At 61.2% G+C, this 13,067-nt stretch carries 16 protein-coding genes; 14 read left to right on the top strand and 2 right to left on the bottom strand.

Features of this window, described 5'->3' with window-relative positions; translation table 11 throughout:
- The first annotated feature begins 174 nt into the window (after positions 1–174).
- The 7 genes from gshB to AC1DQM_RS11165 all read left to right on the top strand — a co-directional run bounded on the left by gshB (position 175) and on the right by AC1DQM_RS11165 (position 6,154).
- Positions 175–1,128: a glutathione synthase gene (gene gshB, locus AC1DQM_RS11195; RefSeq protein WP_018928715.1), complete on the top strand. Its 954-nt coding sequence runs from the start codon at positions 175–177 to the stop codon at positions 1,126–1,128.
- A 77-nt stretch (positions 1,129–1,205) separates the two neighbouring features.
- A complete protein-coding gene (locus tag AC1DQM_RS11190; RefSeq protein WP_477746175.1) occupies positions 1,206–2,105 on the top strand; it encodes an energy transducer TonB in 900 nt (299 codons plus the stop codon).
- 127 nt (positions 2,106–2,232) lie between these two features.
- Positions 2,233–2,805 (top strand): YqgE/AlgH family protein, encoded by a 573-nt coding sequence (locus tag AC1DQM_RS11185; protein ID WP_019650230.1) that lies wholly within the window; start codon positions 2,233–2,235, stop codon positions 2,803–2,805.
- Positions 2,805–3,251 (top strand): Holliday junction resolvase RuvX, encoded by a 447-nt coding sequence (gene ruvX, locus AC1DQM_RS11180; protein WP_018928712.1) that lies wholly within the window; start codon positions 2,805–2,807, stop codon positions 3,249–3,251. Before AC1DQM_RS11185 ends, ruvX begins: the two co-directional genes overlap by 1 nt.
- A gap of 99 nt (positions 3,252–3,350) precedes the next feature.
- A complete protein-coding gene (gene pyrR / locus AC1DQM_RS11175) occupies positions 3,351–3,854 on the top strand; it encodes a bifunctional pyr operon transcriptional regulator/uracil phosphoribosyltransferase PyrR (RefSeq protein WP_018928711.1) in 504 nt (167 codons plus the stop codon).
- A 27-nt stretch (positions 3,855–3,881) separates the two neighbouring features.
- Entirely contained in the window at positions 3,882–4,886 is a 1,005-nt protein-coding gene (locus AC1DQM_RS11170; RefSeq protein ID WP_007939362.1) for an aspartate carbamoyltransferase catalytic subunit, read from the top strand.
- Positions 4,883–6,154, top strand: coding sequence for a dihydroorotase (locus AC1DQM_RS11165; RefSeq protein WP_018928710.1), 1,272 nt, complete (start codon positions 4,883–4,885; stop codon positions 6,152–6,154). The genes AC1DQM_RS11170 and AC1DQM_RS11165 overlap by 4 nt, the downstream gene beginning before the upstream one ends.
- 37 nt (positions 6,155–6,191) lie before the next feature.
- Here AC1DQM_RS11165 and AC1DQM_RS11160 read toward each other — a convergent pair whose 3' ends face one another.
- Positions 6,192–6,623, bottom strand: coding sequence for an NINE protein (locus tag AC1DQM_RS11160; protein WP_019580618.1), 432 nt, complete (start codon positions 6,621–6,623; stop codon positions 6,192–6,194).
- A gap of 250 nt (positions 6,624–6,873) precedes the next feature.
- Between AC1DQM_RS11160 and AC1DQM_RS11155 the strand changes: the two genes are divergently transcribed.
- On the top strand, positions 6,874–7,494 hold the full coding sequence (locus AC1DQM_RS11155) for a C40 family peptidase (RefSeq protein ID WP_477746174.1): 621 nt from the start codon (positions 6,874–6,876) through the stop codon (positions 7,492–7,494).
- A gap of 155 nt (positions 7,495–7,649) precedes the next feature.
- On the opposite strand, the gene AC1DQM_RS11150 is transcribed toward AC1DQM_RS11155, so the two are convergent.
- Entirely contained in the window at positions 7,650–8,684 is a 1,035-nt protein-coding gene (locus AC1DQM_RS11150) for a type IV pilus twitching motility protein PilT (protein ID WP_018928707.1), read from the bottom strand.
- A gap of 56 nt (positions 8,685–8,740) precedes the next feature.
- On the opposite strand from AC1DQM_RS11150, the gene AC1DQM_RS11145 reads away from it, so the two are divergent.
- From AC1DQM_RS11145 to metW, 6 genes are all read left to right on the top strand, one after another.
- The gene (locus tag AC1DQM_RS11145) at positions 8,741–9,427 is read left to right on the top strand and encodes a YggS family pyridoxal phosphate-dependent enzyme (RefSeq protein ID WP_018928706.1); all 687 of its coding nucleotides are present in this window, start codon (positions 8,741–8,743) and stop codon (positions 9,425–9,427) included.
- Positions 9,428–9,461: 34 nt separating this feature from the next.
- Positions 9,462–10,280 carry a pyrroline-5-carboxylate reductase gene (proC, locus tag AC1DQM_RS11140; protein WP_477746173.1) on the top strand — a complete coding sequence of 273 codons (819 nt, stop codon included), beginning with the start codon at positions 9,462–9,464 and terminating at the stop codon, positions 10,278–10,280.
- A gap of 10 nt (positions 10,281–10,290) precedes the next feature.
- Complete coding sequence (locus AC1DQM_RS11135) at positions 10,291–10,881, top strand: YggT family protein (protein WP_019580613.1); 591 nt, start codon at positions 10,291–10,293, stop codon at positions 10,879–10,881.
- Between the two features lie 4 nt (positions 10,882–10,885).
- Positions 10,886–11,179 carry a DUF167 domain-containing protein gene (locus AC1DQM_RS11130; RefSeq protein ID WP_477746172.1) on the top strand — a complete coding sequence of 98 codons (294 nt, stop codon included), beginning with the start codon at positions 10,886–10,888 and terminating at the stop codon, positions 11,177–11,179.
- 96 nt (positions 11,180–11,275) lie between these two features.
- Positions 11,276–12,415, top strand: coding sequence for a homoserine O-succinyltransferase MetX (gene metX, locus AC1DQM_RS11125; RefSeq protein WP_018928702.1), 1,140 nt, complete (start codon positions 11,276–11,278; stop codon positions 12,413–12,415).
- Between the two features lie 7 nt (positions 12,416–12,422).
- A complete protein-coding gene (gene metW / locus AC1DQM_RS11120; protein ID WP_007939351.1) occupies positions 12,423–13,043 on the top strand; it encodes a methionine biosynthesis protein MetW in 621 nt (206 codons plus the stop codon).
- The last annotated feature ends 24 nt before the right edge of the window (positions 13,044–13,067 follow it).

The raw sequence follows: 13,067 nt of genomic DNA, 5'->3' as shown, positions 1-13,067 counted from the left end.
GAAACCCTTGATACTCAAGGGCCAAGACGGCATGGCAGCCTTTTTAGCACAGTCTCCCCGTCCAATCTATCGGGTGACCTGTGCGGTGGTTTTTCCTTGACCGGGAACCCACTCAGCGCCACTCTGACGCCACTTTTTCATCGCACTTTCCACCCCAATTTCGAGGAAAACCCCATGAGCGTTCGCGTCGGGATTGTCATGGATCCTATCGCCAGCATCTCCTATAAAAAGGATAGCTCGCTGGCCATGCTGTTGGCCGCGCAAAAGCGTGGCTGGGAACTGTTCTATATGGAACAGCGCGATTTGTATCAGGCCGAGGGCCAGGCGCGCGCGCGGATGCGTCCGCTGAAAGTCTTCGCCGACCCGCACAAGTGGTTCGAGCTGGGCGCCGAATCCGACGCACTGCTGAGTGACCTGGACGTGATCCTGATGCGCAAAGATCCGCCGTTCGACATGGAGTTCGTCTACTCCACTTACCTGCTGGAGCAAGCCGAGAACGCCGGCGTGCTGGTGGTCAACAAGCCGCAAAGCCTGCGTGACTGCAACGAGAAACTGTTCGCCACGCTGTTCCCGCAGTGCACGCCGCCGACCATCGTCAGCCGTCGCCCGGACGTGTTGCGTGAATTCGCCGACCATCACGGTGACGTGATCCTCAAGCCGCTGGACGGCATGGGCGGTTCGTCGATCTTCCGTCACACCGCGGGCCACCCGAACCTGTCGGTGATCCTCGAAACCCTGACCCTGCATGGCAAGCAGCAGATCATGATCCAGGGCTACCTGCCGGCGATCGTTGATGGCGACAAGCGCATCCTGATGATCGACGGCGAGCCTGTGGATTATTGCCTGGCGCGGATTCCGGCAGCAGGCGAAACCCGTGGCAACCTCGCCGCCGGTGGCCGTGGCGAAGCCCGACCGCTGACCGAGAAAGATCGCTGGATCGCCGCGCAAGTCGGCCCGACCCTGCGCGAGAAGGGCTTGCTGTTCGTCGGTCTCGACGTGATCGGTGAGCACCTGACCGAAATCAACGTCACCAGCCCGACCTGCATTCGCGAGATCGATAACGCGTTCGGCACCGACATCGGCGGCCAGTTGATGGATGCCATCGATCAGAAGCTCAAGGCTCGTTGATCGAGAACAGCCAAGAGACAACCAACATTGCGTTATCATCGCCGGCCTGTAAAAAACGCGATGTTGGTTTTCTTGTCATGACACTCCCGTCCGATCTGCCCCCTGAACTCGCCCATCGTGGCGTGCGCCCGGCCGATCGCCTCGGTTTTACCCTGTTTCTCGCGGCGCTGATTCACCTGGCCTTGCTGTTGGGCGTCGGGTTCACCATGGTCGAACCCAAGCAAATCAGCAAAACCCTGGAAATCACCCTCGCCACCTTCAAAAGCGAAACCAAGCCGAAAAAAGCCGATTTCCTCGCTCAAGAGAGTCAGCAAGGCAGCGGCACCCTGGATAAAAAGGCCATTCCAAAGACCACCGAGGTCGCGCCCTTCCAGGACAACAAGGTGCAGACGGTCACTCCGCCGCCAACCGCCAAACCCCAAGTGCAGGAAGCCGCGCCCAAGGCCGCCGTGACGACGGTCGCGCCGAAGCCGAAAAAAGCCGCGACCAAGCAGGAAGACGTCAAGACCGAGACCAAGCCCAAGGTCGAAGCACCGACCTTCGACAGCTCACAGTTGTCCAGCGACATCGCCAGCCTGGAAGCGGAACTGGCCAACGAGCAACAGCTGTACGCCAAGCGCCCGCGCATCCACCGCTTGAGCGCCGCGTCGACCATGCGCGACAAGGGTGCCTGGTACAAGGATGAATGGCGCAAGAAGGTCGAGCGCATCGGCAACCTCAACTACCCCGACGAGGCCCGACGCAAACAGATTTATGGCAATTTGCGCCTGATGGTCTCGATCAACCGCGACGGCTCGCTGTATGAAGTGTTGGTGCTGGAATCGTCCGGCCAACCGCTGCTGGATCAGGCGGCGCAGCGCATCGTGCGGCTGGCCGCGCCGTTCGCACCGTTTACCGGGGATCTGTCGGACATCGACCGCCTGGAAATCATCCGCACCTGGAGGTTTGCGCGCGGGGACCGGTTGTCCAGTAATTAGCCGGAAGATTTGCAGTGATCGAGCCAATGCCTTCGCGGGCAAGCCCGGATCAAAAAGACACCTGCACAGGCATTTCCTGTGCATCCTCAGCTTGTCAGTTCGCCCCTCCAACGCCACACTAGCGCTCATGAAGAACGTCAGCCCCAGCTACCTCAAGCATCACTTCCTGATCGCCATGCCCCACATGGCCGACCCGAACTTTGCGCACACCTTGACCTACATCGTCGAGCACACGGCCAATGGTGCCATGGGGCTGGTGGTCAACCGTCCGCAGGACCTGAACCTGGCCGATATCCTCGAGCAATTGCGCCCCGATATCGAACCGCCAGTGCTCTGCCAGCACGTGCCGATTTTTATCGGCGGCCCGGTGCAAACCGATCGCGGCTTTGTCCTGCACCCGTCGGGAAAAACCTATCAGGCTACCGTTGATCTGGATGGCGAGTTGTCGCTGTCGACCTCCCAGGACGTGCTGTTCGCCATCGCCGATGGCGTCGGCCCCGCGAAAAGTGTGATCACCCTCGGCTATGCCGGTTGGGAAGCCGGGCAACTGGAAGCCGAACTGGCCGACAACGCCTGGCTGACTTGCCCGTTCCATGCCGACATCCTGTTCAACACCAGCAGCGAGTTACGTCTCGAAGCGGCGGCCAAGCACCTGGGTATCAACCTCAGCCTGCTCACCAGCCAGGCGGGGCACGCCTGATGGCCCTGCGGCTGATTCTGGGTTTCGACTACGGCACCAAGCAGATCGGCGTTGCGGTCGGCCAGGTGATTACCGGCCAGGCCCGCGAGCTGTGCACCTTGAAGGCACAAAATGGCATTCCCGACTGGAATCAGGTCGAAGCCCTGATCAAAGAGTGGAAACCCGACGCCGTGGTGGTCGGCCTGCCGTTGAACATGGACGGCACGCCCAGCGACATGTGCCTGCGGGCCGAAAAATTCGCCCGGCGCCTGAACGGCCGCTACAACCTGCCCTTCTATACTCACGACGAACGCCTGACCACCTTCGAGGCCAAAGGCGAACGCCTGGTCCGTGGCGGCCAGAAGGGCAGTTACCGCGACAACCCGGTCGATGCCATCGCCGCCGCCCTGCTACTGCAAGGCTGGCTCGACGAAAACACCGCACTGTTCGAATCCTCAAGCACCTGATCCTGACGAGTCGCTGCGCGTCTCTTTTAGCTACAACCCGAGCCCCCACCCAGGCGCTCTACCCCAAAAGCAGGGCTCGGGACCAAGAAGGAGCAAACCATGAGCCTGCCTAATCCCGCCGAACTGATCAGCCAGATGGCGATCCGTCTCAAGGCTTACCTGGAAAACCGTGGCATCAGCGAACCGCGTTATATCGGTATTCGGACCGGTGGCATCTGGGTCGCTCAGGCGTTGCTCAAGGAGTTGGGCAGCGACGCGCCGCTGGGCACCCTTGATGTGTCCTTCTACCGCGACGACTTCAGCCAGAGCGGCCTGCACCCGCAAGTACGCCCTTCGGCGCTGCCCTTCGAGATCGAAGGCCAGCATCTGGTGCTGATCGACGACGTACTGATGAGTGGTCGGACCATCCGCGCCGCGATGAACGAACTGTTCGACTACGGCCGCCCGGCCAGCGTGACGCTGGTGTGCCTGCTGGACCTGGACGCCGCTGAGCTGCCGATCCGCCCGAATATAGTCGGAGCGACCCTGTCACTGGCGGCCCACGAACGGGTGAAGTTGTCCGGTCCGGAACTCAAGCTCGAACTGCAAGACCTCGCCCTTTAATTCGCCCTATTGAGAGTCCCCCTCGCGATGACGCCTCTAGAAACCAAGCGCCCGCTGCAGCTCAATGATCAGGGCCAGCTACGCCACTTCCTCTCGCTCGACGGTTTGCGCCGCGAGCTGCTGACGGAAATCCTCGACACCGCCGACTCGTTCCTCGAAGTCGGCGCCCGGGCGGTGAAGAAAGTCCCGTTGTTGCGCGGCAAGACCGTGTGCAATGTGTTCTTCGAGAACTCCACCCGCACCCGCACCACCTTCGAACTGGCGGCCCAGCGGCTGTCGGCCGACGTGATCACCCTGAACGTGTCCACGTCATCGGCGAGCAAGGGCGAAACCCTGCTCGACACCCTGCGCAACCTCGAAGCCATGGCCGCCGACATGTTCGTCGTGCGTCACGGTGATTCTGGCGCGGCGCACTTCATTGCCGAACATGTCTGCCCGCAAGTGGCGATCATCAACGGTGGCGACGGCCGTCACGCGCACCCGACCCAGGGCATGCTCGACATGCTCACCATTCGTCGGCACAAGGGTGGCTTCGAAAACCTCTCAGTGGCCATCGTCGGCGACATCCTGCACTCGCGGGTGGCGCGCTCGAACATGCTGGCCCTGAAAACCCTCGGCTGCCCGGACATCCGCGTGATCGCGCCGAAAACCCTGCTGCCGATCGGCATCGAGCAATACGGTGTGAAGGTCTACACAGACATGACCGAAGGCCTGAAAGACGTCGACGTGGTGATCATGCTGCGCTTGCAGCGTGAGCGCATGACCGGCGGCCTGCTGCCGAGCGAAGGCGAGTTCTACCGCCTGTTCGGCCTGACCACCGCGCGCCTGGCCGGTGCCAAACCCGATGCCATCGTGATGCACCCTGGGCCGATCAACCGTGGGGTGGAAATTGAGTCGGCGGTGGCCGACGGTCCGCACTCGGTGATCCTCAACCAGGTGACCTACGGCATCGCGATTCGTATGGCCGTGCTGTCCATGGCCATGAGCGGGCAAACAGCCCAGCGCCAATTCGAGCAGGAGAACGCCCAGTGAAGCTCAGCATTCTCGGCGCACGCGTTATCGATCCGGCCAGCGGCCTGGATCAAGTGACTGACATCCATGTTGAAGCCTGCAAGATCGTCGCCCTTGGCGCCGCTCCGGCCGGTTTTGTTGCCGTCGACACCATCGACGCCAAGGGCCTGGTGGCCGCCCCGGGCCTGGTTGACCTGAACGTTGCCCTGCGCGAGCCGGGCTACAGCCGCAAAGGCTCGATCGCCAGCGAAACCCGCGCAGCTGCCGCCGGCGGCGTGACCAGCCTGTGCTGCCCGCCGAAAACCAAACCGGTGCTGGACACCTCGGCCGTGGCCGAATTGATCCTCGACCGTGCTCGTGAGGCCGGCAACACCAAAGTCTTCCCGATCGGCGCCCTGAGCAAAGGCCTGGACGGCGAGCAGCTGGCCGAACTGGTCGCCTTGCGCGATGCCGGCTGCGTGGCTTTCGGCAATGGCCTGGAGAGCTTCCGCAACACCCGCACCCTGTGCCGGGCGCTGGAGTACGCGGCGACGTTCGACCTGACGGTGATTTTCAACTCGCAGGATCACGACTTGGCCGAAGGTGGCCTGGCCCATGAAGGCCCGACCGCAAGCTTCCTCGGTCTGCCGGGCATTCCGGAAACCGCCGAAACCGTGGCCCTGGCCCGGGATCTGCTGCTGGTCGAGCAAAGCGGCGTACGTGCGCACTTCAGCCAGCTCACCAGCGCGCGCGGCGTAGCGCTGATCGCTCAGGCCCAGGCTCGCGGGCTGAAGGTCACGGCGGATGTGGCGTTGTATCAACTGATCCTCACCGACGAAGCGCTGATCGACTTCAGCAGCCTCTATCACGTCCAGCCGCCGCTGCGCACCCGCGCCGACCGCGACGGCCTGCGGGCAGCGGTGAAGTCCGGTGTGGTATCCGCCATCTCCAGCCATCACCAGCCCCATGAGCGCGACGCCAAGCTGGCCCCATTCGGTGCGACCGAACCGGGCATCAGCAGCGTTGAACTGCTGCTGCCGCTGGCGATGACCTTGGTGGAAGACGGTTTGCTCGACCTGCCGACGCTGTTGGCACGCCTGAGTGCCGGCCCTGCCGAGGCGTTGCGCCTGCCGGCAGGGAAATTGGCAGTAGGTGGCGCGGCAGACATCGTGCTGTTTGACCCGACGGCCTCGACCGTGGCCGGTGAAACCTGGCTGTCCAAGGGCGAAAACTGCCCGTTCATTGGCCACAGCCTGCCGGGCGTAGTGCGTTACACCCTGGTGGATGGGCGGATCAGCCACCAGGCGTAGAACCCTGTGGTGAGGGAGCTTGCTCCCTCACCACAACTTACTGGAAGGCGCCTCTGTTCTGCGCGTTACGAATTGAAATCTGATCGTTCAGCGTCCAGAAGTCATACAACACCCCCAGAAAGAACAACCCACCCGTGACAAGGTACAGCAACCCGCTGATCCACTTCCCCTGATACATCCGGTGTACGCCGAATACCCCAAGGAACGTCAGCAGAATCCACGCGACGTTGTATTCGATGGGGCCGGCGGTAAAGCGCAGGTCTGCTTCACGATCCATGGCCGGAATCAGGAACACGTCGATCAACCAGCCAATACCCAGCAAGCCCAAGGTCAAAAACCAGATCGTCCCGGTCACTGGTCTGCCGTAATAGAAGCGGTGAGCCCCGGTAAAACCGAAAATCCACAGCAGGTAACCGATCACTTTGCTGTGCGTGTCTTGTTGTGAAACGGGTTGTCGATAGGTGTTCATGGATGACCTCGATTCACGCGATAGAGAAATATTCTTGAATTCTTTGTGACTTTTTTACAGGCAGCCGACATACGGCAAATGCTACCTTCACTTCCATCAAAGCCCTGTACCGCCTGACTTGTGTCAGACAATTGCGTCCTTTTTCCGCTTATTTGGTTCCGTTGACCCCAAGGTTGAATCGACCAACGGCCTCGGAAGGGACAAAAAAGCTGTTATAAAGTTGCGCGCTAACCCATACGAGCCTTGCCTAATGCGTCCATTTTTCAAGACATGGCTAACCATTTGCCTATTATTGCCCCTGGCCGCCCACGCCACCAATCGTGAGCAACGTCTTCCGAACGTTAATGGTTACACCCCAAAATCCCATGTTTCTGCTCCTTCGAGCAAAAACCAACAGACGGTAAAACGCTCTACCCAACTGAGCCGCGCCAACGGCAAGCTGGTTCAGCCGATGGCGACCAAGGAAAGCAGCAACGTGTTGAGCCGCGCGGTAAACGTGCTCGGCACACCTTATCGTTGGGGTGGCAGCAGCCCAAGTAAAGGGTTCGATTGCAGCGGCCTGGTGAAATACGCGTTCAACGACGCCACCTTCGACCTGCCACGCACCTCCAATGCCATGGCCAGCGGCCACGGTGAGAAAGTCGATCGCAACGAACTGAAGCCAGGCGACCTGATTTTCTTCAACATCAAGAGCCGCCGGGTCAACCATGTGGCCATCTACCTGGGCAACGACCGCTTCATCCACGCACCACGCCGTGGCAAGTCGGTAAGCATCGACACCCTGAAGAAGCCGTATTGGGATAACCACTATGTGGTTGCCAAGCGGGTTCTGCCGAAAGAACCGAATCAACTGCGCGTCGTACAGCGCTGATCCGATTGTGGCGAGGGGGCTTGCCCCCGTTGGGCCGCGGAGCGGCCCCAAAACCTGCCACCAAGCGTTACTAGAAAGACCGCGTCGCCCGAGTTTGCGACTGCTTCGCAGCCGAACGGGGGCAAGCCCCCTCGCCACAGGTCGCGCTCCAACCCTCAAAAATTATCCGGCGACCGCGCCTTCTCCCGCGCATGCTCGCGACTGATCACACCCTTGGTCACCAGATCCTTCAGGCACATATCCAGCGTCTGCATCCCCAGCGACCCACCGGTCTGAATCGACGAGTACATCTGCGCCACCTTGTCTTCACGGATCAGGTTACGGATCGCCGAGGTGCCGAGCATGATTTCGTGGGCGGCAATCCGCCCGCCGCCGATTTTCTTGATCAGTGTCTGGGACACCACCGCCAGCAACGACTCGGAGAGCATCGAGCGCACCATCGATTTCTCGTCACCCGGAAACACGTCCACCACCCGGTCGATGGTTTTCGCCGCCGAGGTGGTGTGTAGCGTGCCGAATACCAGGTGGCCGGTCTCGGCGGCGGTCAATGCCAGCCGAATAGTCTCCAGGTCACGCATTTCCCCCACCAGAATCACGTCCGGGTCTTCACGCAGGGCCGAGCGCAGGGCCGTGGCGAAGCTGCGGGTATCGCGATGGACTTCACGCTGATTGATCAGGCATTTGCGCGATTCGTGGACGAACTCGATGGGGTCTTCGATGGTGAGGATGTGGTGATGGCGATGGTTGTTCAGGTAATCGATCATCGCCGCCAGCGTGGTGGACTTGCCGGAGCCGGTCGGGCCGGTCACCAGCACCAGGCCCCGGGGCGCTTCGGTAATCTTGCGAAACACGTCCCCCATGCCCAGATCGTCCATGCTCAGGACCTTCGACGGAATGGTCCGGAACACCGCGCCCGCGCCACGATTCTGGTTGAAGGCATTGACCCGGAAACGCGCCACGCCGGGCACTTCGAAGGAAAAGTCGGTTTCAAGATGCTTCTCGAAGTCCACCCGCTGGAGGTCGTTCATGATGTCGTAGATCAGGTCATGCACTTCCTTGTGGTCCAGGGCCGGCAAGTTGATGCGTCGCACATCGCCATCGACACGGATCATCGGTGGCAGGCCGGCGGACAGGTGCAGGTCGGACGCGCCTTGTTTGGCGCTGAAAGCCAGCAGCTCAGTGATATCCATAGCGCTCCTCAATTCCAGTAGAATGCCGCGAACCTTCAGACCGCTGGCGCCTCTTGATGTCCACGATAGCAGACAACACTCTTCAGGTTAGTTCACGCATCCAGGCAGCAGCCAAAGCCGCCCACCGCGATGAGAACAGCATCCAGCTATTGGCCGTGAGCAAAACCAAGCCCGCCGAGGCCCTGCGTGAAGCCTATGCCGCCGGGATCCGCGACTTTGGCGAAAACTACCTGCAGGAAGCCTTGGGCAAACAGCTCGAATTGGCCGACCTGCCCTTGATCTGGCACTTCATCGGCCCCATTCAATCGAACAAGACTCGCGCTATCGCCGAGCACTTCGACTGGGTGCACTCCGTGGATCGTTTGAAAATCGCACAACGCCTGTCCGAACAGCGCCCTGCCGATTTGCCGCCCTTGAACATCTGCATCCAGGTCAACGTCAGTGGTGAAGCCAGCAAATCCGGCTGCACCCCGGCCGACCTGCCCGCCCTGGCCGATGCCATCAGTGCGCTGCCGCGTTTGAAATTGCGCGGACTGATGGCGATTCCCGAGCCGACTGAAGATCGCGCCGCCCAGGACGCCGCCTTTGCTGCCGTGCAGAGCCTGCAAGCCAGCCTGAACCTGCCACTCGACACACTTTCCATGGGCATGAGCCACGACCTCGAGTCGGCCATCGCCCAGGGTGCCACTTGGGTCCGCATCGGTACGGCCCTGTTTGGCGCCCGCGATTACAGTCGACCATGAACATGGCTGACTCACCTCTCTATAAGGACCTGACATGAGCAAGACTCGTATTGCCTTTATCGGAGCCGGCAACATGGCCGCCAGCCTGATCGGCGGCCTGCGCGCCAAAGGTCTGGACGCCGCGCAGATCCGCGCCAGCGATCCGGGCGAAGAAACCCGTGCCCGCGTGAAAGCCGAACACGGCATCGAAGTGTTTGCCGACAACGCCCAAGCCATTGAGGGCGTGGACGTGGTCGTGCTGGCGGTCAAGCCACAGGCGATGAAAGCCGTTTGCGAAGCCATTCGCCCAAGCCTTAAGCCGAACCAGCTGCTGGTGTCGATTGCGGCCGGCATCACCTGCGCCAGCATGAACAATTGGCTGGGTGCCCAGCCCATCGTGCGCTGCATGCCCAACACCCCGGCGCTGGTGCGCCAGGGCGTGAGCGGTTTGTACGCCACGGCCCAAGTGAGCGCCGAGCAACGCCAGCAGGCGCAAGAGCTGCTGTCGGCAGTCGGCATCGCTTTGTGGCTGGACGAAGAACAGCAACTGGACGCGGTCACCGCCGTTTCCGGCTCTGGCCCTGCGTATTTCTTCCTGCTGATCGAAGCCATGACCGCCGCTGGCGTGAAGCTCGGCCTGCCACCCGAAATCGCTGCACAACTGACCGTGCAAACCGCGCTGGGCGCTGCACACATGGCAGTCGCCAGCGATGTCGACGCCGCTGAACTGCGTCGCCGCGTGACCTCGCCTGCGGGCACCACCGAAGCGGCGATCAAATCGTTCCAGGCCGGCGGCTTCGAAGCCCTGGTGGAAAAAGCACTCGGCGCCGCCGCGCACCGCTCGGCCGAGATGGCCGAACAACTGGGCAAATAAGGAGCCTTACATGATTGGATTGAACACTGCGGCGATTTACGTGCTGCAAACCCTCGGCAGTCTGTACCTGCTGATCGTGCTGCTGCGTTTCGTGCTGCAACTGGTGCGCGCAAACTTCTACAACCCGCTGTGCCAGTTCGCCGTGAAAGCCACCCAGCCACTGCTCAAGCCACTGCGCCGGATCATCCCGAGCCTGTTCGGCCTGGACATGTCCTCGCTGGTGTTGGCAATCCTCGTGCAACTGGCGTTGATGGCCCTGACCCTGCTGCTGACCTTCGGCACCACCGGTAACCCGCTGCAATTGCTGATCTGGTCGCTGATCGGCGTAACGGCGCTGTTCCTGAATATCTTCTTCTATGCCCTGATCATCAGCGTGATCCTGTCCTGGGTCGCGCCGGGCAGCCACAACCCCGGCGCCGAGCTGGTGAACCAGATCTGCGAGCCGGCCCTGGCGCCGTTCCGCAAGATTCTGCCAAACCTCGGCGGCCTGGATATCTCGCCGATCCTGGCGTTCATGGTGCTCAAGCTGATCGACATGCTGGTGATCAACAACCTCGCAGCCTTGACCATGATGCCGCAGATCCTGCGCTTGCTGATCTGATCCGGTGAGCTACTTTCGCTGGGACGGTGATGACCTGATTCTGGAATGTCACCTGCAACCTGCGGCCCGCAGCGATGATTTCTGCGGACTGCACGGTGATCGCCTGAAGATCCGTCTGACGGCGCCGCCGGTCGAGGGCAAGGCCAATGCGTACCTGATGGCGTTTCTGGCCAAGGCGTTCGGGGTTTCCAAGAGCCAGGTCAGCCTGATCAGCGGCGAGTTGAACCGGCAGAAGCGGGTGCGGATCTGTTCGCCGAAGAAGCTGCCGGATTTGCTGGATCTGGTGCGCCCGGCCTGACCTCAATGTGGCGAGGGAAAATCAGGCCCGGCCTTTGCTTGCCGCTAGCCACAGCGGTCTTTAGACTTACGCCTCATTTCAATGAGAGCAGGGTCGATGCCAGCTGCCTTCCCCCCCGATTCTGTTGGTCTGGTGACGCCGCAAGTGGCGCACTTCAGTGAACCCCTGGCCCTGGCCTGCGGTCGTTCGCTGCCCGCTTATGACCTGATCTATGAAACCTATGGCACGCTGAACGCCACGGCGAGCAATGCCGTGCTGATCTGCCATGCCTTGTCCGGTCACCATCACGCCGCCGGCTTCCACAGCCCCGACGACCGCAAACCCGGTTGGTGGGACAGCTGCATCGGCCCCGGCAAACCGATCGACACCCGCAAATTCTTCGTGGTCAGCCTGAACAACCTCGGCGGTTGCAACGGCTCCACCGGCCCCAGCAGCGTCAATCCGGAAACCGGCAAGCCGTTCGGCGCCGACTTCCCGGTACTGACCGTGGAAGACTGGGTGCACAGCCAGGCACGCCTGGCCGACCTGCTCGGTATCGGCCAATGGGCGGCGGTGATCGGCGGCAGCCTGGGCGGCATGCAGGCCTTGCAGTGGACCATCACCTACCCGGATCGCGTGCGGCACTGCCTGGCGATCGCCTCGGCACCGAAACTGTCGGCGCAGAACATCGCGTTCAACGAAGTCGCACGCCAGGCGATTCTTACCGACCCGGAGTTCCACGGCGGTTCATTCCAGGAATACGGGGTGATCCCCAAGCGCGGGCTGATGCTGGCGCGAATGGTCGGGCACATCACGTACCTGTCCGATGACTCCATGGGCGAAAAATTCGGCCGCGGTCTGAAGAGCGAAAAGCTCAACTACGACTTCCACAGTGTCGAGTTCCAGGTCGAAAGCTACCTGCGCTATCAGGGTGAAGAGTTTTCCGGGCGTTTCGACGCCAACACCTATCTGCTGATGACCAAGGCGCTGGACTACTTCGACCCTGCGGCGAACTTCGACGATGACCTGGCGAAAACCTTCGAAGGCGCGAAAGCCAAGTTCTGCGTGATGTCCTTCACCACCGACTGGCGTTTCTCCCCTGCCCGCTCGCGGGAGCTGGTGGACGCGCTGATGGCGGCCAGGAAAGACGTCTGCTATCTGGAGATCGATGCTCCGCAAGGCCATGATGCCTTCCTGATTCCGATCCCGCGTTACTTGCAGGCCTTCAGCAATTACATGAACCGCATATCGCTTTGAGGAAGACATGAGAGCCGATCTGGAAATCATCCAGGAATGGATCCCCGCCGGCAGCCGCGTGCTCGACCTCGGCTGCGGTGACGGCGAGCTGCTGACCTGGCTGCGTGACCACAAGCAGGTCACCGGCTATGGCCTGGAAAACGACCCGGACAACATTGCCGAGTGCGTCGCCAAAGGCATCAACGTCATCGAGCAGGACCTGGACAAGGGCCTGGGCAACTTTGCCAGCAACAGTTTCGACATCGTGGTCATGACCCAGGCCCTGCAAGCCGTGCATTACCCGGACAAGATCCTCGACGAAATGCTGCGGGTCGGTCGCCAGTGCATCATCACCTTCCCCAACTTCGGCCACTGGCGCTGCCGCTGGTACCTGGCGAGCAAGGGCCGGATGCCGGTTTCGGAGTTTCTGCCGTACACCTGGTACAACACGCCAAACATTCACTTCTGCACCTTCGAAGACTTTGAAGCGCTGTGTCGCGAACGTGAAGCCAAGGTCATTGATCGACTTGCCGTGGATCAACAGCATCGACACGGGTGGGCCAGTAAGCTATGGCCTAATCTGTTAGGTGAGATCGGTATCTATCGCGTCAGCAGCCCCGGTCTGCCGGACCACAAGGTCGCGGTCTGAATCACGACACTTCGAGGAGAACGA

The organism is Pseudomonas sp. 01L34 (genome assembly GCF_056400265.1).
This window is presented reverse-complemented; position numbering and strand designations above follow the sequence as displayed.

Coding starts and splice junctions, on each gene's coding strand:
- gshB (WP_018928715.1), top strand. CDS start 175: ATGAGCGTTCGCGTCGGGATTGTCATGGATCCTATCGCCAGCATCTCC.
- AC1DQM_RS11190 (WP_477746175.1), top strand. CDS start 1,206: ATGACACTCCCGTCCGATCTGCCCCCTGAACTCGCCCATCGTGGCGTG.
- AC1DQM_RS11185 (WP_019650230.1), top strand. CDS start 2,233: ATGAAGAACGTCAGCCCCAGCTACCTCAAGCATCACTTCCTGATCGCC.
- ruvX (WP_018928712.1), top strand. CDS start 2,805: ATGGCCCTGCGGCTGATTCTGGGTTTCGACTACGGCACCAAGCAGATC.
- pyrR (WP_018928711.1), top strand. CDS start 3,351: ATGAGCCTGCCTAATCCCGCCGAACTGATCAGCCAGATGGCGATCCGT.
- AC1DQM_RS11170 (WP_007939362.1), top strand. CDS start 3,882: ATGACGCCTCTAGAAACCAAGCGCCCGCTGCAGCTCAATGATCAGGGC.
- AC1DQM_RS11160 (WP_019580618.1), bottom strand. CDS start 6,623: ATGAACACCTATCGACAACCCGTTTCACAACAAGACACGCACAGCAAA.
- AC1DQM_RS11155 (WP_477746174.1), top strand. CDS start 6,874: ATGCGTCCATTTTTCAAGACATGGCTAACCATTTGCCTATTATTGCCC.
- AC1DQM_RS11150 (WP_018928707.1), bottom strand. CDS start 8,684: ATGGATATCACTGAGCTGCTGGCTTTCAGCGCCAAACAAGGCGCGTCC.
- AC1DQM_RS11145 (WP_018928706.1), top strand. CDS start 8,741: ATGTCCACGATAGCAGACAACACTCTTCAGGTTAGTTCACGCATCCAG.
- proC (WP_477746173.1), top strand. CDS start 9,462: ATGAGCAAGACTCGTATTGCCTTTATCGGAGCCGGCAACATGGCCGCC.
- AC1DQM_RS11135 (WP_019580613.1), top strand. CDS start 10,291: ATGATTGGATTGAACACTGCGGCGATTTACGTGCTGCAAACCCTCGGC.
- metX (WP_018928702.1), top strand. CDS start 11,276: ATGCCAGCTGCCTTCCCCCCCGATTCTGTTGGTCTGGTGACGCCGCAA.
- metW (WP_007939351.1), top strand. CDS start 12,423: ATGAGAGCCGATCTGGAAATCATCCAGGAATGGATCCCCGCCGGCAGC.